This window comes from Flavobacterium defluvii (genome assembly GCF_900129555.1).
GTDB classification, from domain to species: domain Bacteria; phylum Bacteroidota; class Bacteroidia; order Flavobacteriales; family Flavobacteriaceae; genus Flavobacterium; species Flavobacterium defluvii.
The window spans coordinates 337,227-361,044 of the sequence record NZ_FQWC01000002.1; the positions used below are offsets into that span (position 1 = coordinate 337,227).

The following is a 23,818-nucleotide window of genomic DNA, read 5'->3' on the forward strand; positions in this document are numbered from 1 at the left end:
ATATGGAAAATACTAACAAAAGAATACTTTTAGTAGAAGATGACCTAAATTTTGGGGCGGTTCTTAAAGATTATCTAATGTTAAATGACTTTGAAGTTACTTTAGCTAAAAACGGTATGGAAGGTTTCGAGAAATTCAAGAAGGATGTTTACGATTTATGTATTCTTGATGTAATGATGCCGTATAAAGATGGTTATACTTTAGCAAAAGAAATTAGAGAAAAAAATAGTGAAGTGCCAATTATTTTTTTAACAGCAAAATCTATGAAAGAAGATGTGTTAAAAGGATACAAAGCTGGTGCCGACGATTACCTGAATAAACCTTTTGATTCAGAAGTTTTATTGATGAAAATCAAAGCGATTATTCAAAGAAAATCGGCTGATACAAAAGCAGAGCAAGTACAATTTGAATTTAATATTGGAAAATTCCACTTAAACTCAAAATTAAGATTCCTGACTTTCCAGGATGAAGAGCCAATTAAATTGTCTCCAAAAGAAAACGAATTACTTAAAATGCTTATTCTTCATGAAAATGATTTAATGCCAAGAGAATTAGCATTAACTAAAATCTGGAGAGATGATAACTACTTTACTTCAAGAAGTATGGACGTTTACATCGCTAAATTGAGAAAATATCTAAAATCTGATGAAGACGTTGAAATTTTAAATATTCACGGAGAAGGTTTCAGATTAGTTGTAAAAAGCAAAGTTTCTGAATAATATTTAGAAAATTCACCTAAAAAATATATAAAGCTCTGAGAAATCAGAGCTTTTTTGTGCATTTATTTTAATATTTTACACAAGATTTATTGTATTGATTATTAATTGTTTGTCTTCTTATATGTTTTAAAAAATGTTAGCTTAAAATATTTTGCGAGATTTTTTGTTAAAATAAATTTGGAAAATCAAAAAACAATTTTGAATATTTGCACACGAAAAAAAATAATAACCCTTTAAAACGAAGAAAAAATGTTTGTATTTGCATTGACATCACAAAGCTTCACACCAAACGGATTTGGTGCAGCGCTTCTTCGTGGCTTATTTCAATCTTAGAAATATAATTTTTAGATATATAAAAAAGCCCGAAGACAATAAGTTTCGGGCTTTTTTTATTCTAGACACTTCAAAATTTTCCCGAAAAAAAGATTTAGTATTTATCCAAAAGGATAGAAAATTCCGCATGTTTATTTCATTTTGATTTCTTTGAGATTTCAATCTGATTTATTCTGCACAATAACATAATTAAACAATTTATGGGAAATAAATTAAATGGAAAAGACCTGATTAAATTAGGTTTTCCAAAAAATAATTCAATAAACATCGCCTTAGGGCAGATAAACAGATATAGAAAAAGAGAAAAAAAAGAATCTATTCTAACAGAAGCAAAAGACGTTCTATTGTATCCTGAAAAATATGAAGGAAACGGAACCTGGGGAAAAGTTGCCGAAGGTTTAATTAAACCGGTTCAGGTAAGAATGCATCGGCTCAAAAATACGAGATCACCTTTTAAAATTTTTGGTGAAAATGAAATTGATGAGCAGGCAAAATTTCAATTGTATGATTCGTTAAAACTGCCAATTTCGGTTGCAGGAGCTTTAATGCCAGATGCACATTCTGGTTATGGACTGCCAATTGGCGGTGTTTTAGCAACAGACAATACTGTAATTCCATACGGAGTTGGAGTTGATATTGGATGCCGAATGAGCCTTTCGATTTTTGATTTGCCCGGTTCTTATTTTAAAGGAAAAGAACATCAATTGGAAGCTATTTTAAAAGACAACACCAAGTTTGGAATGTATGAAACACATACATCGAGAGTAGATCACGAAGTATTTTATAAAAGTGAATTTCAGGATATTCCACTGCTGAAAAATCTTTTACCAAAAGCCTATAAACAATTAGGAACTTCAGGAGGAGGAAACCATTTTGTAGAATTTGGAATTGCTAAAATTGATAATCCAGAGAACGAATGGAAACTTGAAAAAGGTGAATATTTTGCTGTTCTTTCGCATAGTGGTTCTCGTGGCTTGGGTGCAAACATTGCGAAACATTACACGTATTTGGCAACAAAACAATGTCCTTTACCAAAAAATGTACAGCATTTGGCCTGGCTGGATTTGAATACGCACGATGGTCAGGAATATTGGCTGGCAATGAATTTAGCCGGTGAATATGCAAAGGCTTGTCACGATGATATTCATAGAAGAATTGCCAAAGCGATTGGAAAAAGAGTAGTGGTAACGATTGAAAATCACCACAATTTTGCATGGAAAGAAATGGTAAACGGTCAGGAATGTATTGTACACAGAAAAGGAGCAACCCCAGCCGGAGAAGGACAGTTGGGAATTATTCCGGGTTCGATGACAGCTCCGGGATTTATTGTAAAAGGAAAAGGAAATGCTGAAAGTCTGAATTCTGCTTCGCATGGTGCGGGACGTTTGTTTTCGAGAGCGAAATGTAAAAGTAGTTTTACTCAAAGTGATATTAAAAAGGTTTTGAAAGCCAACGATGTAACTTTAATTGGAGGTAATATCGACGAGGCTCCAATGGCTTACAAAGACATCACGAAAGTAATGGCAAATCAAACCGATTTGGTTGAAGTTTTAGGAACTTTTACGCCTAAGATCGTTAGAATGGATCGTTAAAAAGAGACTCAAAATGGAAAAAATAATTCAAATAACGGCAGGTCGCGGACCTGCAGAATGCACTTGGGTTGCTGCCCAAGTGCTCAAAAAAGTTTTGGAAGAAGCACAGGATCAGAATTTAGATGTGGTTTTACTCCAAAGAGAGAAAGGAGAAGAAAACGGAACTATAGAAACTGCATCTATTTCTGTAAAAGGTAAAAATGCAGATAGTTTTGTAAAATCATGGATTGGAACGATTCAATGGATTGGTCAGAGTCAGTTTAGGAAAATGCACAAACGTAAAAACTGGTTCATTGGCATTTTTGAAATCGAACAGCAGAAAAATGCATTTGTTTCAGAAAATGATATTCAGTATCAGGCTATGAGAAGTTCCGGTGCCGGAGGCCAGCATGTAAACAAAGTAAGTTCAGCAATTCGGGCAACGCATATTCCTACTGGAATTGCAGTTGTTGCTATGGACAGCCGTTCGCAGCATCAAAACAAAAAACTGGCAACAGAAAGATTATTAAAAAAACTAGAAGACGAGAAATTAATTCAGCTTAAAAATCATGTTGGAAAACAATGGGAAAATCAACTCAATGTAGAGCGTGGAAATCCCGTGAGAGTTTTTACAGGAAGTGATTTTAAAAAGAACAAAATTGAAAAAAGTTACAAAGGAACTCGTCAGAAATTAAAAAACAATTTACGAAATGAAAACAACTGATAAATACCTTTTTCAGGCTTTGGATAACTATCCGTTTTGGCTTGAAGGGACTATAGAATCTTTAGATTATGCTCATTCTTACGATGATAAAAATACAATGGTTTTGTGCTTATATGGAAGAATTCAGGCAGAACAATTAATGAATTATGAAGAAGCAAAATCTTATTTTCAGCAAGCTTTAGCTATTAATATTCATGCTCTTGAAGTGTATCCGTATTATTTAAAAACATTGATTTTAAATGAGGATTACGAGGAAGCTCTGAAATTAATTGATTTTGCTTTAACAGTAAAAGGAATCAACAAATCAGAGATTTATTTGAAGAAAGCAGTTCTTTTAGAAGCACAAAATGAATTTAAAAGAGCATTAAAAGAAATAAAAAATGCGAAACTTCATTTGTTGCAATTCAATTATGAATCTGATATTACTGATGTAGAGAAAAGGATTGAGAATAAAATTGATTTGCTGAAAAAAAAGAAAGAAAAGAAATCTAAAAAAGATTCTAAAAAGAAATCGAAATGATTTTTTTATTAAGTACCATTTCCTGCAAGGTTTTCAAAACCTTGTAGGTTTGTTATTTAAGTTTCAATATTATTTACTAAGAAAAAAAAGAAAAAATACCTACAAGGTTTTGAAAACCTTGCAGGACGTAGTTTATTTCCAATGTAATTCAAGCGCAAAACAGGTTTTATCACCTTTTGTAATGCTGAAAGTTGTAGCAGAGTTATCCTCGTTTTCACTTTCGTGAATAACAACCTGATCTTTTAAAGAAAGTTCTTTTAAAAAGTTCATTTCGAAGCTTTTTACTTCTTGTTTTAAAATTCTTTTAGCATCAACATGATCTAGGCACCATTCGAGATATTTTACATTATTGGCGTGATTTACAATATCTAAATCTGATAAATAAACGGTTTTTTCGAACACTGATTCTTTTTCAAGATTGATATTGATTTTCGAAAATCCTTCGACAGTGGCTCTATTATCTGGAAATAATTCAAAATGTTCGTATGGCAGAGCTAAAGCTTCGGGACGGCGTGCTTTGGTGTTAAAAACGGCCCAATAGGTTTCGCTTCCTACTATCTTTTTTCCGTTTACATACATTTCTAATGCACGTACAGAACGTGAATTTTCTAAACTGTTGATCCACGTTTTTACGGTTACAACATCCTGCCATTTTGGTAATGCTGTGATTTCAACGCGCATTCGGCTTAAAACCCAGGCCTGATCAAATTCCTGCATATCAGTAAAGCTGATTCCGCCAACTTCAGAATGGGCTGCGGCAGTTAATTGTAAAAGGTTGCACAAATCAGTATATTTTAAGTAGCCGTTTGGCGTACACTGTGTGAAATTGATTTCCCAGTCTTTGCTTAAAACTGATGTGAAATTGGGAGATATTGGCATTTTTTAATTTTAGATTTTAGAGTGTTGATTTTAGATTTTTTCCTTTGGAAAATAGAGCAAAGATGAAAGAGAAAAGACTTTTTACTTTAGAAGATTTTCTATGTAATTTATAATTTCTTTTCTATCTGTTGCGTAATCAAACCATTTTGTGTTTTCGTTTCGTTTAAACCACGTTAATTGTCTTTTGGAGAATCTACGTGTGTTTTTTTTGATTTCTTCTATTGCAAAAGGCAATGTGAATTCTCCATCAAAATAACTAAATAATTCTCTATAACCCACGGTTTGAAGTGCATTTAACGCTTTGTTAGGATAAAGTGTTTCTGCTTCTTTTAATAATCCTTCGTTCATCATGATGTCAACGCGCTGATTGATTCTACTGTAAATAATTTCTCTGTCGGCCTCTAAACCGATTAAAATAGGAGTGAAGTTTCTGTTGTTTTTCTTTTGATTTAGAAATGAAGAATATGGTTGTTGAGATCCGATACAAACTTCTACAAAACGCATCATTCGCTGCGGGTTTTGCAGGGTCTGCGGATTTTCTAAAGTTATTTTTTGATAATATTCGGGATCTAAATTTTTCAGTTGTTCTTGAAGATATTCAATTCCTAATTTTTCATAGTTTGAATTTACTTCAGCGCGGACTTTTGGATCGATTTCAGGAAATTCGTCAAATCCTTTTAAAATCGCGTCAACGTATAATCCTGAACCGCCAATAAGAATCACAAAATCATTGGTTTGAAATAATTCTTCGATTTTGGCTAAAGCTTCTTTTTCGTAATCGCCAACGGTGTAATTTTCAAAAATAGATTTATTTTGAATGAAATGGTGTTTAGCTGAATTTAATTCTTCCTGACTTGGAACTGCGGTTCCGATTGTCATTTCTTTAAAAAACTGACGACTGTCGCAAGAAACGATTTCGCATTTAAAATGTTGTGCCAAAGCAATACTCAAGGCTGTTTTGCCTATAGCTGTTGGTCCGACAATGGTAATTAGGTATTTCATATTTTTTAGCCCAGATGGAAATGGAAACCCCGGACTTATATTTGTTGTATTTTTTTGGTGTAAAAGAGCGACCAGCGGAAGCTCCTTTTATGCCTTAAAAAATTACAAATATAAGGAGGAGTTGGAATGTACAGCTGGATTAGCTTCTAAAATTAATTATTTGGCAGTTCTGTTCCGCATTCGTAACAATATTTTGCATTATCGAAATGGACTTGCGACTGACATTTTTTACATGTTTTTTTACCGCTTACAGAATTGTTTCTTAAACTGCTTTTGGCAAATTCGGCGGTTACGATTCCGGTAGGAACGGCAATGATTCCGTATCCTAAAATCATTACAAATGCAGCAATAAATTGTCCTAGTGGTGTTTGCGGCGAAATATCTCCGTAACCTACTGTCGTTAAGGTTACAATAGTCCAATAAATTGCCATTGGAATACTTGTAAAACCTGATTCGCGACCTTCAACCAGATACATTATTGTACCGATGATTACGGTGCTGATTAAAACAAAATAAATGAAAACGAGAATTTTTTCTTTACTGGCTTCAATGGCTTCTTTTAATTGCAGGGATTGATGGTTGATTTGCGGAATGTGCAAAATTTTGAATAATCTAAGAAAACGCAATGCTCTGACAATCGATAAAATACTTGCACCCGGAAAAAATATCGACAAATACATTGGCAATACGGCCAGTAAATCGATGATTCCGTAAAAACTAAAAATATATTTGACTGGTTTTTGAATGGATATTATCCTTAAAATATATTCTATTGTAAAAAATATTGTTATAATCCATTCACAGATGATTAACTGCTGATGATATTTAGAATTAATTCCCTGAACGGTGTCAAGCATTATTAATAGCACACTCAGTAAAATTAAACCTAAAAGTACTAAATCGAACATTCGTCCTAAAATGGTGTTGGTGCCATATAGTATGATTTTGACTTTTTCTCTAAAGATTTCGTATTGTGATTTTCTCTTTTTCATATCTTAAAGATAATGAAAGTTTTGTTTTGTTAAAAGTGCAGGATTTTTAAAGATTTACTTTTTCGAATGTAGTTTTGAATTATATTTTTTACATCACGATTATGCTGCATAGGAATTAAGATGTTTTTTAGGATATCTATATTGGTAATCTGGTAATTTAGATCGTAATAAGCATAGCCTTTATAAGTTCCGTTTTCGATTAAAATGGCGCTTCGTTCGTTTACATTTCGACCTCTGTCTATCAAAATCATACTTTTGTTATCAAAGCTATTTTCTGAAATGAACTGCTGAACTCTTAAATTGTAAATTTCGGAAGTGATTTCTCCAATGCAGGCACCGTCGCATTCTTTGATTTTATATTGAAAACATTCACTTTTGGTTTGGTATAAACCGGTTAGTTTTTGACACAAATGGTATTTTGCTGTGATTTTGAAAAGCGCATTTTTTCCTTCCTGCAAAGAGGCGTACGATGTAATTTCTTTTTTACGTCCGTCTGCTTTTTCAAGTTTTAGGTTAATATACCCGTTAGAATCTTTTTCGGCATATAGTGCAAAAGGAAAAATGGTTTTCTTTTGGGAACGATTGTACCGCGGGCGATTTATTTTTACTTCCTGGCTTTCTTTTAAAAGTGCTATTAATTCGCTTCCGGTTTCATCATAAGTTATGGTAAAAACTTCAGCCTGAATTCTTTTGCTTTTGTTTGTGATTCCTGTAAAATGCTGATTTACCCTCTTTTTGATGTTTTGGCTTTTTCCAATATAAATTAAAGTACCGTCTTCTTTGTATATATAATAAACTCCTGTTTTTGCAGGCATTTGACTTAAAAGATCTAAGAACTTTGGCGCAATTCCTTTTTCGATCTCAAGTTTTATAAAATCTTTTACTATTGTTTTTTCTACATCTTTTTCAAGAAGCATTTTAAAAAGTTTAGTCGTTGCCATTGCATCTCCGCTGGCTCGGTGTCTGTCAGCCATTGGGATTCCGAGTGCACGAACGAGTTTTCCTAAACTATATGAAGGCTGTTCTGGAATTAATTTCTTGGCCAATTCGACTGTGCAGAGGGTTTTGGCTTCAAAATCGTAGCCTAAACGTCTAAATTCGGTTCTAAGGATTCGGTAATCAAAAGAGGCGTTGTGAGCAACAATAACGCAGTCTGAAGTGATTTCGATTATGCGTTTTGCAATTTCGTAAAACTTAGGAGCAGAACGCAGCATAGCGTTATTGATCCCGGTTAACTTTACTACGAAAGGCTGAATCGGGATTTCAGGATTGACAAGGCTTATGAATTGATCAACTACTTCATGCCCATCAAATTTGTAGATAGCGATTTCGGTAATTCCCTCTTCATTAAATTGTCCTCCGGTTGTTTCTATGTCAAGTATTGCGTACATATTCAATGTCAATGTCAATTTCAAAAATCAATGTCAATTTCAAAAATCAATAGTGAAAATTGAAATTTGCAATTGTTATTGTAATTGTCATTGAAAAGTTATCTTTTATTTAGTATCATTTTTGATGAAATTGCGATTAATTGTTCTACTTCGATTAGAAGTTTATTCCTTTTGCTGTCATCACCTTCTTTAATATAATCTAGTATTTTTAATGAGTTTCTAGATTCTTTTAACTCTTTTACAACTAATGAAACTTTAAACACAAAATCTTTATCCGTTATCGTTCCTTGTGCTTCTCCAAAATTTAAAGAGGCGCTTCCAGATGATCTAATTAATTGATTTTTATAATATTCATTTTCAAATAGTCTTTCTAATTGTCTTGTAAAGAAAATACATTCTCCAGCAAATCGAACTAATCGATCTTCAAAATTGAATATTTTTTCCATTTAAATTTTCCCATTTTAAAAATTGATATTGATTTTTGCAATTGTAATTGATATTCAAAATCAACGACCGCCAAAAATGCTGCTTCCAATGCGAACCATTGTGCTTCCGCATTCTATTGCCAATTGATAATCTCCAGACATTCCCATTGAAATAATTGTAAAATCTTTAATGTCTTGTGATTTTTGGATTGAATCAAAAATGTTTTTTAAATGGGTAAATTCTTTTTTAATCTGGCTTTGGTCTTCGGTAAAAGTGGCCATTCCCATTAAACCTAAGATACGAATATTTTTTAACTCTTTAAACTCTGCAGAAGTTAAAAGTTCATTTAGTTCATTTTCGTCTAAACCAAATTTAGATTCTTCCTCGGCAATATAAATTTGAAGAAGACAATCTATAATTCTATTATTTTTTAAAGCTTGTTTATTGATTTCCTGCAATAATTTCAAACTGTCAACGCCATGAATTAAAGTCACATAAGGCGCCATAAATTTGACTTTATTGGACTGAACATGACCAATCATATGCCATTGAATGTCTTTTGGCATTTGTTCCCATTTTTCAGTCATTTCCTGGATTTTGTTTTCTCCAAAGATGCGTTGGCCAGCTTCGTAAGCCTCCATCAAATCTGAAACAGGTTTTGTTTTTGAAACGGCTACAAGAGTAACATGTTCTGGTAAAGTTGCTTTAATTGTATTTAAATTCGATTGAATCGACATGGTATTTCTTTTTATAAAAACTGCTTAGAGATTTTCTCTGCTTTTTTGCTTTCACTATAATCATAAAAACCTTCACCAGATTTTACTCCCAATTTTCCGGCTCTTACCATATTTACTAATAATGGGCAAGGAGCGTATTTTGGGTTTTTGAAACCTTCGTACATAACATTCAGAATTGCCAAGCAAACATCAAGACCAATAAAATCAGCCAATTGAAGAGGTCCCATTGGGTGTCCCATTCCTAATTTCATAACGGTGTCAATTTCATAAACTCCGGCAACACCATTATATAACGTTTCGATTGCTTCGTTTAGCATTGGCATTAAAATTCTGTTGGCTACAAAACCAGGATAATCGTTTACTTCAACCGGAACTTTACCTAGTTTTTCAGATAAATCCATGATGATTTTAGTAACTTCATCGCTAGTGTTATATCCGCGGATGATTTCGACTAATTTCATAATTGGCACTGGATTCATAAAATGCATTCCGATAACACGCTCAGGATGTGCTACAACTGAACCAATTTGTGTAATTGAAATTGAAGATGTATTAGTTGCTAAGATAGTATTGTGAGAACAAGCTTCATTTAGCTGTTTGAAAATGTTCAGTTTTAATTCTACGTTTTCTGTTGCAGCTTCGACTACCAAATCAACGCCAACAACACCGTCTTTAATATCTGTATAAGTAATAATATTGGTAATTGTTTTGGTAACGTCCTCCTGTGTAATTGTTCCTTTTGCCAGCATGCGATCTAAGTTTGCGGCAATAGTTGCCATTCCTTTGTCTAAAGATTTTTCAGAAATGTCGATTAGTTTTACAGTAAATCCGCTTTGTGCAAATGTGTGAGCAATTCCGTTACCCATTGTTCCTGCACCAATTACAGCTATAGTTTTCATTTTGTTTTGGTATTTAATTTTTAAAAGTTAAGGTTTAAAGAGGCTTTTCTGCCAGCTTTAAACCTTAAAAATAATGAGTTATATTTTTTATTATTTATCGAAACAATCAATAATCTGATAGGCTACGCGCAATGCGTCGGTAGCTTGTTCAAGGGTTACAACCGGAGTTGTGTTGTTATTTATAGCATCTGCAAACGAATTTAACTCGTCTAAGATTGCATTGTTTTGTTCAACGTCTGGATTAGTAAAATAGATTTGTTTTTTTACACCTTCGGCGTTTTGCAGAATCATATCAAAATCTCCCGGAACTTCAGGCGCATCTTTCATACGAACTACTTCGCATTTTTTTTCTAAAAAGTCAACAGAAATGTAAGCGTCTTTCTGAAAGAAACGTGACTTTCGCATGTTTTTCATTGAAATTCTGCTTGCTGTTAAATTCGCAACACAGCCATTTTCAAATTCGATTCGGGCATTGGCAATATCCGGAGTTTCACTAATAACCGAAACACCGCTTGCATTAATATTTTTTACTTTAGATTTTACAACACTTAAAATAGCATCAATATCATGAATCATTAAATCCAAAACAACAGGAACGTCTGTACCACGCGGATTAAACTCAGCCAAACGATGTGTTTCAATAAACATTGGGTTTTCGATCATGTTTTTGGTCGCAATAAAAGCAGGGTTAAAACGCTCAACATGACCAACTTGTCCTTTTACGTTGTGTTCTTTTGCTAAAGCAATAATTTCTTCAGCTTCTTCAACCGTATTGGCAATTGGTTTTTCAATAAAAATATGTTTTCCTGATTTAATCGCCACTTTTGCACATTTATAATGTGAAAGTGTAGGAGTAACAATGTCAATCACGTCGACAGCGTGAATAAGTTTTGCAATTGTGCTGAAGTTTTTATAGCCAAATTCTTTTGAGATTCTTTCGGCATTTTCCTGATTTTCGTCGTAAAATCCAACTAATTCGTATTTGTCAGATTGTTGTAATAAGCGTAAATGTATTTTACCAAGATGACCAGCACCTAAAACTCCTACTTTTAACATGAGAATGTATTTTAAACAAAAATATAATTTATTTGTTTAACGTGAAAATGAATTCATCTAATTGTGAGTTATGAATTTTGAGTTATGAATTATGTCTTACGATTGTAACTGCTCTTTTTTTGTTTAACACCCTGAGTGAAGCCGTAGAGACACTTAGTTAGGACGCCAAAAGCTTCAACTTCATTCGGCTTAATAAATGAGAGCTTTCTACTTTCGGCTTTTGACTTTCTACTTTATAAAATTTATTATTTAAAAATCAATATTTGAAATCCTGTTTTGTTTCTTATTTTTGCGAAAATAAAACCTACTTATTTTGAAAGATACTGCCAAACATCAAGGACTTCGTAATCAATTAGTAACAACTTTAGAACAAAAAGGAATTACTGACAGAGCGGTTCTGGATGCGATTAAAAAAATCCCAAGACACCTTTTTTTAAATTCAAGTTTTGAAGATTTTGCTTATCAGGATAAGGCTTTTCCTATTGGTGCAGGGCAGACGATTTCGCAGCCTTATACAGTTGCTTTTCAATCTCAGCTGCTGGAAGTACAAAAGGATCATAAAATTCTGGAAATTGGTACCGGTTCCGGATATCAAACAGCAGTTTTATTTACTTTAGGAGCAAAAGTGTATACAGTTGAAAGACAAAAAGAGTTATTTAAACAAACTTCTATTTTATTTCCGAAACTGAATATTCGTCCTAAACATGTTTCTTTTGGAGACGGTTATAAAGGACTTCCAAATTATGCTCCGTTTGACAGTATTATTGTAACGGCTGGAGCGCCATTTATTCCGCAGCCTTTAATGGCGCAGTTGAAAATAGGAGGAAGATTGGTAATTCCGCTTGGAGAAGATGTTCAGATTATGACTTTGTTAATCAGAAAGAACGAAACCCAATTTGAAAAACATGAGTTTGGAGAATTTAGATTTGTTCCTTTATTAGAAGATAAAAATTAATGAAAAAGCCCAGTTTTAGCTGGGCTTTTTTTATTGAGTAAGTATCGAAATGTATCTTTCTAAACTTTCTTTTTGTGTTTGAGCTATAAAAAGTAAAAAATCTTCTTTATCTTTTTTAGTCTGAGCTGCTTCCAGAGATTGATAATAGCGCATTCTGTTTTCGTAATCTCCTTTGATATTAGCAATTAAATAGCCTTTTTGCATCAAAATTAAATTCATGATTAATCTCGACGTTCTTCCATTTCCGTCAATAAAAGGATGGATTGTTACTAATCTTTCATGCATTTCTGCAGCTAAAATAACAGGATGAAGTTTGTTTTTATTAATTTCATACCAATTAAAATATTCTTCCATTTCTTGTGGAACTAATAAAGGCTGTGGCGGCATGTGGCTGCTTCCTTGTATCATAACCTGAACTTTTCTATACCTGCCGGCATCTTCAGGAATTATTCCTCGAAGTATTAAATTATGAATAGACAAAAGATCACGTTCATTTAATGAATTGTTTTTGTTCATTAAATCTTTTATAAAACCAATAGCTTCCTGATGATTTATGGCTTCAAGATGTTCGCGCATGCTTTTTCCTGAAATGGTTAATCCTTCATTAATAACCATATCAGTTTCTCGAAGGGTCATCGTATTTCCTTCAATTCTATTACTTTCAAAGGTATATTCAAGTTCTAAAGCTTGTTTAATTTTGAAACTGTCGAATTGTCTGTAAGAATCTAATTTTTCTTTTAGAAGATCAATCTCTTTTAAGATTTTTTCTAAAGATGTAGATAATTTAAGATTTGATACGGTTTTGTTGTATTTGATTTCATCCTCTGCAACTTTTAGTGCTTTTAATGCTAAATCATCATCACCAATTTCATAAAGAATTTTTTCTTTAAGCCATGCAATCATTAAAGTTTCGTAATCAATTTCCAGTAGTTGAGAAAGTTTGATTATCTGATCTTTTGTTGGTTTTCGACTGCCCGATTCAAATTTACTGATCAAAGCCTGATCAATACCAGCAAGCTGTGCTAACTCACGAGTTTTTAATCCTTTTTGTTCTCTGGCATTTTTTAAAAGCGATTTCATAATGATGAAATTTAAAGTCTTGACAAAATTAGTCATTTTTTAAAACATAAAAAAAGCAACATTTTAAATATTGCTTTCTTTGATTTTATTTTGGAGGCAGAGAACCGTCTTTTCTCATTTCTTTAACTACAGCCTGCATAATTGCATCTACAGTTTGACCTACATCAGTAACGTAATCGGATTTTGTAGTTCCTGTCCAGATTAGTTTATTTTCTTTTAAAGAAAAAATATTGGTTTCGACCATGTAATATGTTGATTCAGAATAATAGCCGGGATCATAGAAAGCAGGCGAATACATTCCGTACCAGTTTCCAAAACCGTAACCATACATTCCGGAATATAAACCGTCAAAACCTCCATAATACATTCCTGTATAAGATCCTGGAACGTAAGTAGTTTCTTTTTCAGTACTCACTAAACGCATGGTAACAACTCCGTCAAAATTTTCGTCTTTCAGAATTTTTAATTTTTGATCCTGAGTAAGTTTTTTGGTGTCTTCGTTTAAATATTGATAAGAAGTTTTAAAAATAGGATTACTTGCCGCAATTCTATTTTCGGCAATTCGCCTTGAAGCTTCGTCTTTAACCAATGCAACTACCAAAACTTTTTTAAAATGTTCCTGGGTAACGGTTATTTTTGGATCTCTCCAGCTATTTACAATAGTAGTATTACTGCCGCAGCCTAAAAGTGACAGAATTACAATCGATAGAATTAAGTACTTTTTCATATTTTACAGTTTTTGTAGTAAAAATAACTATAAAATACTAATAAACATATGTTTGCATTAAATTAAAAAAGCCTAATTATAGGCTTTTTTAATTCTGTCTAAGTCACGTTTTGTGTCTGCTTCTTTTAAAGATTCACGCTTGTCGTAGTTTTTCTTTCCTTTACAAAGACCAATCTGCAGTTTTGCAAGCCCTTTTTCATTTGTAAATAATTTTAGCGGAACAATAGTAAGACCTTTTGCCTGAACACTTTTATGAAGCGTTTTTAATTCTTTTTTATTTAAAAGCAATTTACGTTCACTTCTGGATTTATGATTGAACTGATTTCCAAAAGAATATTCTTCAATATAAGTATTAATTGCAAAAAGTTCCATACCGCTAAATTCACAAAAGCTTTCGGTAATATTCGCTTTTCCTAATCGGATAGATTTGATTTCGGTTCCTGCCAAAACAATTCCGGCAGTATAAGTGTCGATGATCTCGTAATCAAAACGAGCTCTCTTATTGAGTATATTGACTGATTTTAACATGGGTACAAAAGTAAGGAAAATTGTAAAACTTAATGCGATCAAATATAATTAAAGATTTTTTTTAATCTATGATTTTAATCAGCTTCAACGCAAAAGGTTACTCATAAGTTTGTTCTGTAATTATAAAACAAACTCAAATGAAAAAGATTTTTACATTAGTAGGTATTGCATTAATTAGTTTATCTGTAAGAGCTCAGGATTCTACTCAGGGACTAAAAGGAGCTTGGTTTGCAACTTCGCAATTTGGTTATCAGCAAACAAAAACTGCAGATCAAAAAAATACAAGTTTATCTGTTCTTCCAATCGTTGGAACATTTGTTACACCTTCAGTTGCTGTTGGAGCCGGAATTGGAATTATAAATATAAAAGCAGATTCTAATGCTGGAACTGCAGCAAAAACAGACTTATTTGTTATTCAGCCCTTGGCAAGAAAATATTGGAATGTAGCAGGTTCATTGTACTTTTTTGGACAAGCAGCTCTGCCTATCATTACCGGAAAAGAAAAAGAAAGCGAGTTGAAAGTTAATCAGGTAGGATTGTCTGTATCTGGAGGTTTTGATTATTTCGTAACGAAAAACTTCTCAGTTGAGTTCTCTTACGATTTGGCTAATTTTACTTCTACAACGCTAGAGCCTAAAAATGGAGAAAAAACGACGGTTACAAATTTTGGATTGGCGCATGTTGCAAATGTTGACCCATTTTATAATACAGCTCTTGCAGGAAGTAACCCAAATCTAACTTCGCCGCTTTCTTTTGGTTTTAAATTCATATTCTAAATTTTAGCGAATTGTATTAGGTGAATTCGTTAATTTTGCAAAAAAGACCGTTCTTTTTTAAGGACGGTCTTTTGTTTTAAATATATAAAATGGAAAATAAATCTAAAGATCCGCTGCACGGAATTACGCTTCAAAAAATTGTCGAAACTCTGGTTGATTATTATGGTTTTGACACTTTAGGAGAATTAATTCCTATAAAGTGTTTTAACTCAAATCCGAGTGTAAAATCAAGCTTGACTTTTTTAAGAAAAACCGATTGGGCGCGAAAAAAAGTAGAAGATTTATATATAAAAACGCTTCCTAAACTTAGCTGATTTTAATTTAGTTTATACGAAATCATTACGCCGCCACGATACGGAAGCCATTCACCGCTTTTGTTCCAGTGTTCTGCAGTTTCATATCTTCCCGGAGTTCCGTCGTTATAATAACCGTGGTAAAAGCCTTGGTGCCATCCGCCGCCTGCAAAAATATCCAATAAAAATTTATCGTTTAATTTGATGTTATAACCTACTGTAACTCCTATACGGTAACCAAAACCATGTTCATATTTGTTTGTGTCCCAATAATTCCATTTTTGTAACTGATAAAAATCGGGACCAATATGACCACCAATGTAAAATCCATTATATTTTTCTTTAAAGTGATAACGCACTTCAGGCGTAAACGTGTAAAATTCCATCGGATTATTTCCATTAAAGGATTTCCAGAAAGAAGCCATAACATCAAAACTAAAAGTTGTTTTTTCTCCAATGCTCGTTTCTACACCTACATTTGGAATACCAACTAAAGCTGTCGCACCGTTAAATTTTATAAAAGTCTGGCTTTGTAATTGAATCGATAAAAAAAGAATAATAAAGGCGAATAATTTCTTCATGGTATTTTTTGTGATTGCGGCCGCAATTTTGTTTTCGGCCACAAATATAACGCAATACTAGGTTTACTATTGCAGTATTTGATGTTTTAAGTGTTATTTTTTATCAGAGACTAATAAGGAATAAATCACTTTGTCCAGAAATTTACCTTCCCAAAATTCTGCTTCACGTAAATGTGCCTCTCTTACAAAACCGCATTTTTGAAGAACTTTTTCAGAAGCATAATTTTCAGGATCAATAACGGCTTCAATAGAATGAAGTTTTAAATCTTCAAAACCATATTGTAAAAGTCGGTTTACAGCTTCTGGAATAATTCCTTTTCCATGAAAATCAGGCGATAGCATATAACCAATCTCTGCACGATGATTTTCGGGCTGCATTCTGTAATACCCAATTATGCCCAAAAGTTTAGGGTTTCCTTTTAAAGTTATACCCCAGTTTACTCCAACATTCGAATCGATTTTTTCATCAATCATTGTAATATGATCGAGAGCATCCTGATTGTTTTTTACCAATGGACGCGGAATATATTTCATGGTTTCAGGATTCGAACGTAATTCAAAAACCTCATTTACATCATCATTTGTAATTCTTCTCAAAAGCAAACGTTCTGTTTCTATTACCGGAAAAGGGTGAAAGTTAAACTCTAACATTTTATAATTATAATATTTTAATACTGAATTTTGAATGAAACGACTGATCGATTTCTAAAGTCAGGATTCCTTCTTTTTCAAATAAATTTCCCGAATTATCTGCCGTATCAGAATAGCCAAACCAAGGTTCAATACAAACAAATGGAGCCATATTTTTTGTCCAGATTCCTAAACTCGGAAAATCTTCAAATTCAACCTGAACGTAAGGTTTTGAGTTTTCGAGAATTGTAAGCGAATTTGATTCTAACGTTTTAAAAACCAAAGCATCGTTCTCAAAAAGTTTATAATGCAGCGGAACGATATTTCCTGTGGTTTTTAAAGTTTCGGTTTTATTCGAAATTAAATCATTTTCTAGAAGATTATATTTTAAAGGTTCTTCTTTTTCAAACTTAAAAGCATAATTCTCAAAGTTTTCAGGAAGTGCAATCGCAGGATGTGCTCCAATAGAAAAAGGCATTTTTGTATCACCTTTATTGATTACAACATATTCTATGTTTAATGTAGTGTCTTCCAGCGTATAGATAAGCTGTAATTCGAATTCAAAAGGGTATTTTTTTAAAGTTTCGGCATTTGATTCTAAAGAAAAAACAGCGCTGTTTCCCGTTTTTTCAATTAATTGAAATTCCATATCTCTGGCAAAACCATGTCTTGGCAGTTGATATTCGGTATTATCTATTGTAAAAGTATTGTTTTTTAAAGTTCCTACAATCGGAAAAAGAACAGGGGAGTGTTTTCCCCAAAAATCGGGATTTCCTCCCCAGATGTATTCTTTGTTTTGATTGTCTTTTAATGAAAATAATTCAGCTCCGAAATTTTTAATCGAAGCTTTAAGTTTTGAATTTGAGATAGTTGTGTTCAAAATATTATAATTGAAAGGAATTAATCTAAAATAGAGATGTAAATATATTTTATAAATTTTATTTTTTTAGGAAAATGCTTAGAATTATTTTTTTAATAAAATTATGCTAAAATTAAATTTATCCTTTTGGTTTTCTCTGTAAATAGCTTTTTTTTTCATTAATTTGCTACATAAACAGCTAAAAAATATGAAAAAACAATCTTCAAAAGCCTTACTAACCATGGCTTTGTTTGTTGGATTTTCTTCTGTCTGGGCTCAGCAAACGCCTTCAGCAACAGCGGCAAATCCAGTAAATAATTACAATTATCATGATGCGTTTGCACCAAATTTTTACACTAAAAATGGTACTTCTACACGTACAGCAAGTGGTCAGCCGGGTGTTGAATATTGGCAAAACAGAGCCGATTATCAAATAACGGCAAAGTTAAACGGAACTACAAATGAAATTACGGGTACGGACGAAATTACTTACACGAATAACAGTCCTGAGAAAATGTCATTTGTATGGTTAAATTTAGACCAGAATTTATTCAAAGACGATTCCAGGGGAAATGCAGTTGTGCCTTTAACAGGAAGCCGTAACGGAGCTCAGGGTCAGGTTTTTGATGGAGGAAATAAAATAAAATCAGTAAAAGTAATTTCTGTTGGAAAAAAGAAAACAGAAGTTGATGCAAAATATATTGTTACAGATACCAGAATGCAGATTTTCCTTCCGGAAGAATTGGCTGCAAAGGGAGCTTCTGTAAAAATTAAAATCGAATTTTCATTTATTGCGCCTTTTGAAGGCTCAGACAGAATGGGAGTTCTGGAAACTAAAAACGGAAAAATCTTTACAATTGCACAATGGTATCCGCGTATGTGTGTATTCGATGATGTAAAAGGATGGAACACAGCGCCCTATTTAGGAGCATCTGAGTTTTATTTAGAATATGGAGATTTTGATGTAAAATTAACTGTACCTGCAAATCACTACGTTGTTGGTTCAGGAGAATTAGTAAACGGTGCAGAAGTTCTTTCTGCAGAACAATTAAAACGTTATAAAGACGCCTCTCAAAGCGATAAAACGGTTATGATTCGTACGGCAGAAGAAGTTGCAGCAACAGCAAATACAAATGCTTCTGCAGAAAAAACATGGCATTATAAAATCAAAAATGCACGTGACTTTTCTTGGGCTTCATCACCAGCTTTTATTCTAGACGGAGCAAGAATCAATTTACCAAGCGGTAAAAAATCATTGGCATTATCTGCTTATCCTGTAGAAAGTGCTGGAAATGACGCTTACGGGCGTTCTACAGAATATGTAAAAGCATCTATCGAAAATTATTCTAAAAGATGGTTTGAATATCCTTATCCTGCAGCCACAAACGTAGCAGGTAACGAAGGCGGAATGGAATATCCGGGAATTGTTTTTTGTGGATGGAAATCTAAAACAGATGATTTATGGGGTGTTACAGATCACGAATTTGGACACATTTGGTTCCCGATGATTGTAGGTTCAAATGAGCGTTATTTTGCATGGATGGATGAAGGTTTCAATACTTTTATAAATTCTGTAAGTTCATATGATTTTAACAATGGTGAGTACAAACAGCCGGCTTCAAACTTACATGAAGATGCTGAATATATTACAGGAAAAAATTTAGAACCAATTATGAGTTCTCCTGATAATATGAAAGAAGCTAATATTGGCGTTTTATGTTATGTAAAGCCAAGTGCAGGTTTAGTTATTTTAAGGGAACAGGTTTTAGGGCAGGAGCGTTTTGATAAAGCACTGCGTACTTATGTTGAGCGTTGGGCTTATAAACACCCAACTCCGGATGATTTTTTTAGAACGGTTGAAAATGTAGCCGGAGAAGATTTAAGCTGGTTCTGGAGAAGCTGGTTCGTAAACAACTGGCGTTTTGACCAAGGAATCAACTGGATTAAATATGTAAAAAATGATCCGGCAAAAGGTGTAATTATCAATGTTGAAAACTTTGACAAAATGCCAATGCCAATTGTTTTAGATGTAAAAACAAAAAGCGGAAAAGTTACCAGAGTTAAATTACCTGTCGAAATCTGGCAGCGCAACAATGATTGGTCTTTTAAACACAATTCTACAGAAGAAATTGAAAGTATAACTCTTGACCCAGATAATGCTTTCCCAGATTATAACGATAGTAATAATGTTTGGAAAGCGGGAAACGGAAAAATTGAAAAAGATGTTATTCTGGACGGCTATTTAGGAAATTATGTTACAGCTAAATCTCCTTTAACAATTGAATTAACAGAGAAAAACAGTACTTTAAACGCAGAACTTCCAAATTATCCAAAGTTCACTCTTTCTCCTGTAGCAGGTGAAAAAGATACATTTGAATCAAAAAGAGCCGGATTAAAATTCAAATTTAATGAAGGAAAAACAGGTTTCGATATGATACTTACAGGAAATGGACAAGTAATTCCGTTTACGAAAAAGTAATTATTTAAAATAGAAATATTCAAAACCCGATAACTAGAAATGGTTATCGGGTTTTGTTTTTGTTTTGGTTGAAGTTTCAGATTTCAAGTTTCAGATTTCAAGTTTCAAGTTTCAAGTTTCAGGTTTCAAGTTTCAGGTTTCAGGTTTCAGGTTTCAGGTTTCAGGTTTCAGGTTTCAGGTTTGCGTGATCAAATTAAAACCTTAGAACCTTAGCAACTTAGAATCTCAGTATCTTTCAAAAAAAAATAACTTTTCATTAAAAAAATGTTAGAATTTTAATTTTTTGTTTTGTGAATAAAAAAATAGTGTACTTTTGCACCGATGAATAAAATAAGTTTACATACAACTTCTTTGTCACGGACAAACTCACCGATTACTTCTCCCGAAGTACGGACACTATCTCTATAGTATCCACTGAGTTTTATAGCCGTATATTTATTCATATCCATTTTTCATTTTGAAATCACATAATTTGTCCATTGGACAAACATATCCTAAAAGTATTTATTATTTTGTGAATTTTCTTGATCAACTTTTTGATTGTGAGAATGTTACTTCTGTTTTGCTTAATTTTATTGGATTCAATTCTGGATTTCAAACGAATCAATATGCTTTAATTTTTAACTCTAACTTCAATAATTGAAATGAAGATCTCTATTGTTGTTACCCAGGAAGAACACTTCAAATACGCGCAGGAAATCTGCGATACGATAGAATCATCTGCCTTGTTAAGAGGCACGGGGATTGCTAAAAGAACTCCTGAGTACATTCAGAAAAAAATGTCGAATGGTGATGCGATGATTGCTCTGGCAGACGGGAAATTTGCAGGTTTTTGTTATATCGAAAGCTGGGAACACGGAAAATTCGTAGCGCATTCAGGTTTAATTGTACATCCTGATTACAGAAGTTTAGGTTTGGCAAAAAAAATCAAATCAAAAGTTTTTGACTATTCTTTAAAAAGATATCCGGACGCTAAAATATTCGGAATTACAACTGGTTTAGCGGTTATGAAAATTAACTCTGAACTAGGTTATAAACCGGTCCCATTTTCAGAATTAACAACTGATCCAAGTTTCTGGGCGGGCTGTAAAACATGTACCAATTTTGAAATTCTACAAAGCAAACAAAACAAAATGTGTCTTTGTACCGGAATGTTGTACGACCCAAAAGAAAAACAAAAAACACCACCAAAACATCCTTTTAATGAGGCTGTTTTAAGCAGACTTAAAAAAATCAAACAGGCTTTGTTTTTAAACAAATTATTGTCATTTATTTTTTTATTCAAAATTTAATCAAAAAGAAATCTCAAACTGCTAAATACGAAAGTATTAGCCTAAATTATAAAAAATGAAAAAAGTAGTATTAGCTTATAGCGGAGGATTAGATACCTCGTATTGTTTGAAATATTTAAAAAATGAAAAAGGATACGAAGTTCATACTGTTCTTGTAGATACAGGAGGATTTTCTGCTGAAGAATTAACAGCTATTGAAAAAAGAGCTTACGAGTTAGGAAGTGCTCAACACGCCAACTTAACTATTTTGGATAAATATTACGATAAAGCTATAAAATACTTGATTTTTGGAAATGTGTTAAAAAACAATACGTATCCATTATCTGTAAGTGCAGAGCGTGTTTTTCAGGCAATTGAAGCTATAAAATATGCAAAAAAAGTTGGAGCAACTGCAATTGCTCACGGAAGTACAGGTGCAGGAAACGATCAAATTCGTTTCGATTTGATTTTCCAAACTATCGCTCCGGAAATCGAAATTATTACTCCAATTAGAGATTTAAAATTATCAAGACAAGAAGAAGTAGATTATTTAGCTCAAAATGGAGTTCACTATTCTTGGGAAAAAGCACAATATTCTATCAATAAAGGACTTTGGGGAACAAGTGTTGGAGGAAAAGAAACATTGACTTCTAGTCAACCATTGCCAAGTGAAGCGTATCCTTCGCAATTACAAAAAGAAGGAGAGGAAAAAGTAACGCTTCATTTTGAACAAGGAGAATTAGTTGGTTTAAACGGAAAAACAGATAAACCATCAAACAATATTGTAGCGCTGGAAAAATTAGCAAGCGCTTATGCAATTGGTAGAGATATTCACGTTGGAGATACTATTATCGGAATTAAGGGAAGAGTTGGTTTCGAAGCAGCAGCACCATTAATTATCATCAAAGCACACCATTTATTAGAGAAACATACTTTAGGAAAATGGCAGCAATACTGGAAAGAACAATTAGGAAACTGGTACGGAATGTTATTTCACGAAGGTCAGTTCTTAGATCCGGTTATGAGAAACATTGAAACTTTCTTGCAAGACACACAAAAAACAGTAAATGGAACGGTTACAGTTTCATTAAAACCATATCATTTCTCACTTGACGGAATCGAATCTGAAAATGATTTAATGAATACAGGTTTCGGTCAGTATGGCGAAATGAACAATGCCTGGACATCAGACGATGCAAAAGGATTTATTAAGATTTTAGGAAATGCACAAAACATATTCTCATCTGTAAACAAATTAGATCATGATTAATGTCGGAATTATTGGTGGTTCGGGCTACACGGCAGGAGAACTTATCAGAATTTTAATGTATCATCCAAAAGTAAACATCGATTTTGTTTACAGTACAACAAATGCTGGAAAGCCACTTTCTGTAGCGCATCACGATTTGATGGGCGATATCGAAATGGATTTCACAGATATAATAAATCCAGATGTAAATGTGGTTTTTTTATGTTTGGGTCATGGAAAATCAATTTCATTTTTGGAAGAAAATGCATTTGCAAGTCACACGAAAATTATCGATTTAGGAAATGACTTCAGATTAAATAAAGACGCACATTTTCAAGGAAAAGACTTTGTTTACGGACTTCCTGAATTAAATAAAAGCGAAATCAAAAAAGCAAATTATATCGCTAATCCGGGTTGTTTTGCTACAGCGATTCAATTGGCTTTATTGCCTTTAGCTAAAAATAATATGCTGAATAATGATGTTCATATTAACGCCACAACCGGAAGTACAGGAGCGGGTGTAGGTCTTGCCGAAACTTCTCATTTCAGCTGGAGAAACAACAATATGTCGCATTACAAAGCTTTTGAACACCAGCATTTAGGTGAAATTTCAGAAAGTTTGGTTCAGCTGCAGGATGATTTTGAAAGCGAATTGCTTTTTATTCCGAACAGAGGAGATTTTCCAAGAGGAATTTTTGCAACGCTTTACACATTATGTGATGATAGTTTGGATCAATTGGTTGCGAAATACGATGAGTTCTATAAAAATGAACCTTTTGTAACCATTACCACAACAAACATAAACATGAAACAGGTGGTACAAACGAATAAATGTATTATTAGTTTATTGAAAAAAGGAAACCGGGTTCTCATTACATCAATCATAGATAACTTAACCAAAGGTGCTTCAGGACAAGCAATTCAAAACATGAATTTAATGTTCGGATTAGAAGAAACCACAGGTTTAAATTTGAGACCAAGCGGATTTTAATTTTTAGTTTCAAGTTTAAAGTTTCAGGTTTCACGTTCTGTACGTGACTCGAAATGGATACGAAGAAACAATAACTAGTTTTAAGGTTTGAAGTTTTAGTTTTCACGTTCAGTGAGTAACTTGAAACATGAAACCTGAAACAAAATAAAC

Annotated in this window: 26 protein-coding genes; 11 read left to right on the top strand and 15 right to left on the bottom strand. The window is 33.1% G+C overall.

Going from position 1 to position 23,818, the window contains the following annotated elements:
- The first annotated feature begins 2 nt into the window (after positions 1–2).
- From BUC29_RS05625 to BUC29_RS05640, 4 genes are all read left to right on the top strand, one after another.
- Positions 3–719 (top strand): response regulator transcription factor, encoded by a 717-nt coding sequence (locus BUC29_RS05625; protein WP_012025443.1) that lies wholly within the window; start codon positions 3–5, stop codon positions 717–719.
- Between the two features lie 533 nt (positions 720–1,252).
- On the top strand, positions 1,253–2,644 hold the full coding sequence (locus tag BUC29_RS05630; protein ID WP_073414195.1) for an RtcB family protein: 1,392 nt from the start codon (positions 1,253–1,255) through the stop codon (positions 2,642–2,644).
- Between the two features lie 13 nt (positions 2,645–2,657).
- A complete protein-coding gene (gene prfH / locus BUC29_RS05635; RefSeq protein ID WP_073414197.1) occupies positions 2,658–3,347 on the top strand; it encodes a peptide chain release factor H in 690 nt (229 codons plus the stop codon).
- Entirely contained in the window at positions 3,334–3,867 is a 534-nt protein-coding gene (locus tag BUC29_RS05640) for a hypothetical protein (protein WP_073414199.1), read from the top strand. The genes prfH and BUC29_RS05640 overlap by 14 nt, the downstream gene beginning before the upstream one ends.
- Before the next feature lie 132 nt (positions 3,868–3,999).
- Here the strand turns inward: BUC29_RS05640 and BUC29_RS05645 are convergent, their stop codons facing one another.
- The 8 genes from BUC29_RS05645 to BUC29_RS05680 all read right to left on the bottom strand — a co-directional run bounded on the left by BUC29_RS05645 (position 4,000) and on the right by BUC29_RS05680 (position 11,249).
- Positions 4,000–4,746 carry an acyl-[acyl-carrier-protein] thioesterase gene (locus BUC29_RS05645; RefSeq protein WP_073414201.1) on the bottom strand — a complete coding sequence of 249 codons (747 nt, stop codon included), beginning with the start codon at positions 4,744–4,746 and terminating at the stop codon, positions 4,000–4,002.
- Positions 4,747–4,827: 81 nt separating this feature from the next.
- A complete protein-coding gene (miaA, locus tag BUC29_RS05650; RefSeq protein ID WP_073414203.1) occupies positions 4,828–5,748 on the bottom strand; it encodes a tRNA (adenosine(37)-N6)-dimethylallyltransferase MiaA in 921 nt (306 codons plus the stop codon).
- A gap of 152 nt (positions 5,749–5,900) precedes the next feature.
- Complete coding sequence (locus BUC29_RS05655) at positions 5,901–6,740, bottom strand: ion transporter (RefSeq protein WP_073414206.1); 840 nt, start codon at positions 6,738–6,740, stop codon at positions 5,901–5,903.
- Between the two features lie 29 nt (positions 6,741–6,769).
- Positions 6,770–8,131 carry an exonuclease domain-containing protein gene (locus BUC29_RS05660; protein ID WP_073414208.1) on the bottom strand — a complete coding sequence of 454 codons (1,362 nt, stop codon included), beginning with the start codon at positions 8,129–8,131 and terminating at the stop codon, positions 6,770–6,772.
- A gap of 98 nt (positions 8,132–8,229) precedes the next feature.
- The gene (locus tag BUC29_RS05665) at positions 8,230–8,577 is read right to left on the bottom strand and encodes a four helix bundle protein (RefSeq protein WP_073414210.1); all 348 of its coding nucleotides are present in this window, start codon (positions 8,575–8,577) and stop codon (positions 8,230–8,232) included.
- 60 nt (positions 8,578–8,637) lie between these two features.
- Entirely contained in the window at positions 8,638–9,294 is a 657-nt protein-coding gene (locus tag BUC29_RS05670) for a YggS family pyridoxal phosphate-dependent enzyme (protein ID WP_073414212.1), read from the bottom strand.
- An 11-nt stretch (positions 9,295–9,305) separates the two neighbouring features.
- Positions 9,306–10,193 (bottom strand): 3-hydroxyacyl-CoA dehydrogenase family protein, encoded by an 888-nt coding sequence (locus tag BUC29_RS05675; RefSeq protein WP_073414214.1) that lies wholly within the window; start codon positions 10,191–10,193, stop codon positions 9,306–9,308.
- Between the two features lie 90 nt (positions 10,194–10,283).
- A complete protein-coding gene (locus tag BUC29_RS05680; protein ID WP_073414216.1) occupies positions 10,284–11,249 on the bottom strand; it encodes a Gfo/Idh/MocA family protein in 966 nt (321 codons plus the stop codon).
- Positions 11,250–11,562: 313 nt separating this feature from the next.
- On the opposite strand from BUC29_RS05680, the gene BUC29_RS05685 reads away from it, so the two are divergent.
- Positions 11,563–12,204 carry a protein-L-isoaspartate(D-aspartate) O-methyltransferase gene (locus BUC29_RS05685; protein WP_073414218.1) on the top strand — a complete coding sequence of 214 codons (642 nt, stop codon included), beginning with the start codon at positions 11,563–11,565 and terminating at the stop codon, positions 12,202–12,204.
- Positions 12,205–12,234: 30 nt separating this feature from the next.
- Here BUC29_RS05685 and BUC29_RS05690 read toward each other — a convergent pair whose 3' ends face one another.
- From BUC29_RS05690 to smpB, 3 genes are all read right to left on the bottom strand, one after another.
- The gene (locus BUC29_RS05690) at positions 12,235–13,284 is read right to left on the bottom strand and encodes a Fic family protein (RefSeq protein WP_073414220.1); all 1,050 of its coding nucleotides are present in this window, start codon (positions 13,282–13,284) and stop codon (positions 12,235–12,237) included.
- Positions 13,285–13,369: 85 nt separating this feature from the next.
- On the bottom strand, positions 13,370–14,011 hold the full coding sequence (locus BUC29_RS05695) for a DUF4136 domain-containing protein (RefSeq protein ID WP_073414222.1): 642 nt from the start codon (positions 14,009–14,011) through the stop codon (positions 13,370–13,372).
- Positions 14,012–14,083: 72 nt separating this feature from the next.
- Positions 14,084–14,539: an SsrA-binding protein SmpB gene (smpB, locus tag BUC29_RS05700; protein WP_073414224.1), complete on the bottom strand. Its 456-nt coding sequence runs from the start codon at positions 14,537–14,539 to the stop codon at positions 14,084–14,086.
- A gap of 137 nt (positions 14,540–14,676) precedes the next feature.
- On the opposite strand from smpB, the gene BUC29_RS05705 reads away from it, so the two are divergent.
- Both BUC29_RS05705 and BUC29_RS05710 read left to right on the top strand, forming a co-directional pair.
- On the top strand, positions 14,677–15,315 hold the full coding sequence (locus tag BUC29_RS05705; RefSeq protein ID WP_073414226.1) for an outer membrane beta-barrel protein: 639 nt from the start codon (positions 14,677–14,679) through the stop codon (positions 15,313–15,315).
- Between the two features lie 89 nt (positions 15,316–15,404).
- Complete coding sequence (locus tag BUC29_RS05710; protein ID WP_073414228.1) at positions 15,405–15,629, top strand: VF530 family protein; 225 nt, start codon at positions 15,405–15,407, stop codon at positions 15,627–15,629.
- 2 nt (positions 15,630–15,631) lie between these two features.
- Here the strand turns inward: BUC29_RS05710 and BUC29_RS05715 are convergent, their stop codons facing one another.
- The 3 genes from BUC29_RS05715 to BUC29_RS05725 form a co-directional block, all read right to left on the bottom strand.
- The gene (locus tag BUC29_RS05715) at positions 15,632–16,189 is read right to left on the bottom strand and encodes a DUF3575 domain-containing protein (RefSeq protein WP_073414903.1); all 558 of its coding nucleotides are present in this window, start codon (positions 16,187–16,189) and stop codon (positions 15,632–15,634) included.
- Between the two features lie 93 nt (positions 16,190–16,282).
- Entirely contained in the window at positions 16,283–16,840 is a 558-nt protein-coding gene (locus tag BUC29_RS05720; RefSeq protein ID WP_073414230.1) for a GNAT family N-acetyltransferase, read from the bottom strand.
- Positions 16,841–16,847: 7 nt separating this feature from the next.
- Positions 16,848–17,699, bottom strand: a complete 852-nt coding sequence (locus BUC29_RS05725; RefSeq protein WP_073414232.1) for an aldose 1-epimerase family protein — start codon at positions 17,697–17,699, stop codon at positions 16,848–16,850.
- A 187-nt stretch (positions 17,700–17,886) separates the two neighbouring features.
- Between BUC29_RS05725 and BUC29_RS05730 the strand changes: the two genes are divergently transcribed.
- The gene (locus tag BUC29_RS05730; RefSeq protein ID WP_073414234.1) at positions 17,887–20,157 is read left to right on the top strand and encodes a M1 family metallopeptidase; all 2,271 of its coding nucleotides are present in this window, start codon (positions 17,887–17,889) and stop codon (positions 20,155–20,157) included.
- Positions 20,158–20,432: 275 nt separating this feature from the next.
- Here the strand turns inward: BUC29_RS05730 and BUC29_RS21465 are convergent, their stop codons facing one another.
- A complete protein-coding gene (locus tag BUC29_RS21465; protein WP_167369520.1) occupies positions 20,433–20,600 on the bottom strand; it encodes a hypothetical protein in 168 nt (55 codons plus the stop codon).
- Between the two features lie 201 nt (positions 20,601–20,801).
- On the opposite strand from BUC29_RS21465, the gene BUC29_RS05735 reads away from it, so the two are divergent.
- Genes BUC29_RS05735 through argC form a run of 3 tightly spaced genes read left to right on the top strand, consistent with a single transcriptional unit; the run spans position 20,802 to position 23,668 of the window.
- Positions 20,802–21,449, top strand: a complete 648-nt coding sequence (locus BUC29_RS05735) for a GNAT family N-acetyltransferase (protein WP_073414236.1) — start codon at positions 20,802–20,804, stop codon at positions 21,447–21,449.
- Between the two features lie 55 nt (positions 21,450–21,504).
- A complete protein-coding gene (locus BUC29_RS05740) occupies positions 21,505–22,698 on the top strand; it encodes an argininosuccinate synthase (RefSeq protein ID WP_073409232.1) in 1,194 nt (397 codons plus the stop codon).
- A complete protein-coding gene (gene argC, locus BUC29_RS05745) occupies positions 22,691–23,668 on the top strand; it encodes an N-acetyl-gamma-glutamyl-phosphate reductase (protein WP_073414238.1) in 978 nt (325 codons plus the stop codon). Before BUC29_RS05740 ends, argC begins: the two co-directional genes overlap by 8 nt.
- The last annotated feature ends 150 nt before the right edge of the window (positions 23,669–23,818 follow it).

Excerpts from the sequence above, each read along its gene's own strand:
- BUC29_RS05640 (WP_073414199.1), top strand. The coding sequence starts at position 3,334 with ATGAAAACAACTGATAAATACCTTTTTCAGGCTTTGGATAACTATCCG.
- BUC29_RS05705 (WP_073414226.1), top strand. The coding sequence starts at position 14,677 with ATGAAAAAGATTTTTACATTAGTAGGTATTGCATTAATTAGTTTATCT.
- prfH (WP_073414197.1), top strand. The coding sequence starts at position 2,658 with ATGGAAAAAATAATTCAAATAACGGCAGGTCGCGGACCTGCAGAATGC.
- BUC29_RS05690 (WP_073414220.1), bottom strand. The coding sequence starts at position 13,284 with ATGAAATCGCTTTTAAAAAATGCCAGAGAACAAAAAGGATTAAAAACT.
- BUC29_RS05680 (WP_073414216.1), bottom strand. The coding sequence starts at position 11,249 with ATGTTAAAAGTAGGAGTTTTAGGTGCTGGTCATCTTGGTAAAATACAT.
- BUC29_RS05630 (WP_073414195.1), top strand. The coding sequence starts at position 1,253 with ATGGGAAATAAATTAAATGGAAAAGACCTGATTAAATTAGGTTTTCCA.
- BUC29_RS05735 (WP_073414236.1), top strand. The coding sequence starts at position 20,802 with ATGAAGATCTCTATTGTTGTTACCCAGGAAGAACACTTCAAATACGCG.
- BUC29_RS05715 (WP_073414903.1), bottom strand. The coding sequence starts at position 16,189 with ATGAAGAAATTATTCGCCTTTATTATTCTTTTTTTATCGATTCAATTA.
- BUC29_RS05660 (WP_073414208.1), bottom strand. The coding sequence starts at position 8,131 with ATGTACGCAATACTTGACATAGAAACAACCGGAGGACAATTTAATGAA.
- BUC29_RS05625 (WP_012025443.1), top strand. The coding sequence starts at position 3 with ATGGAAAATACTAACAAAAGAATACTTTTAGTAGAAGATGACCTAAAT.
- BUC29_RS05670 (WP_073414212.1), bottom strand. The coding sequence starts at position 9,294 with ATGTCGATTCAATCGAATTTAAATACAATTAAAGCAACTTTACCAGAA.
- BUC29_RS05740 (WP_073409232.1), top strand. The coding sequence starts at position 21,505 with ATGAAAAAAGTAGTATTAGCTTATAGCGGAGGATTAGATACCTCGTAT.
- BUC29_RS05720 (WP_073414230.1), bottom strand. The coding sequence starts at position 16,840 with ATGTTAGAGTTTAACTTTCACCCTTTTCCGGTAATAGAAACAGAACGT.
- BUC29_RS05645 (WP_073414201.1), bottom strand. The coding sequence starts at position 4,746 with ATGCCAATATCTCCCAATTTCACATCAGTTTTAAGCAAAGACTGGGAA.
- BUC29_RS05730 (WP_073414234.1), top strand. The coding sequence starts at position 17,887 with ATGAAAAAACAATCTTCAAAAGCCTTACTAACCATGGCTTTGTTTGTT.
- BUC29_RS21465 (WP_167369520.1), bottom strand. The coding sequence starts at position 20,600 with ATGAATAAATATACGGCTATAAAACTCAGTGGATACTATAGAGATAGT.
- BUC29_RS05655 (WP_073414206.1), bottom strand. The coding sequence starts at position 6,740 with ATGAAAAAGAGAAAATCACAATACGAAATCTTTAGAGAAAAAGTCAAA.
- BUC29_RS05710 (WP_073414228.1), top strand. The coding sequence starts at position 15,405 with ATGGAAAATAAATCTAAAGATCCGCTGCACGGAATTACGCTTCAAAAA.
- BUC29_RS05665 (WP_073414210.1), bottom strand. The coding sequence starts at position 8,577 with ATGGAAAAAATATTCAATTTTGAAGATCGATTAGTTCGATTTGCTGGA.
- argC (WP_073414238.1), top strand. The coding sequence starts at position 22,691 with ATGATTAATGTCGGAATTATTGGTGGTTCGGGCTACACGGCAGGAGAA.
- smpB (WP_073414224.1), bottom strand. The coding sequence starts at position 14,539 with ATGTTAAAATCAGTCAATATACTCAATAAGAGAGCTCGTTTTGATTAC.
- BUC29_RS05675 (WP_073414214.1), bottom strand. The coding sequence starts at position 10,193 with ATGAAAACTATAGCTGTAATTGGTGCAGGAACAATGGGTAACGGAATT.
- BUC29_RS05695 (WP_073414222.1), bottom strand. The coding sequence starts at position 14,011 with ATGAAAAAGTACTTAATTCTATCGATTGTAATTCTGTCACTTTTAGGC.
- miaA (WP_073414203.1), bottom strand. The coding sequence starts at position 5,748 with ATGAAATACCTAATTACCATTGTCGGACCAACAGCTATAGGCAAAACA.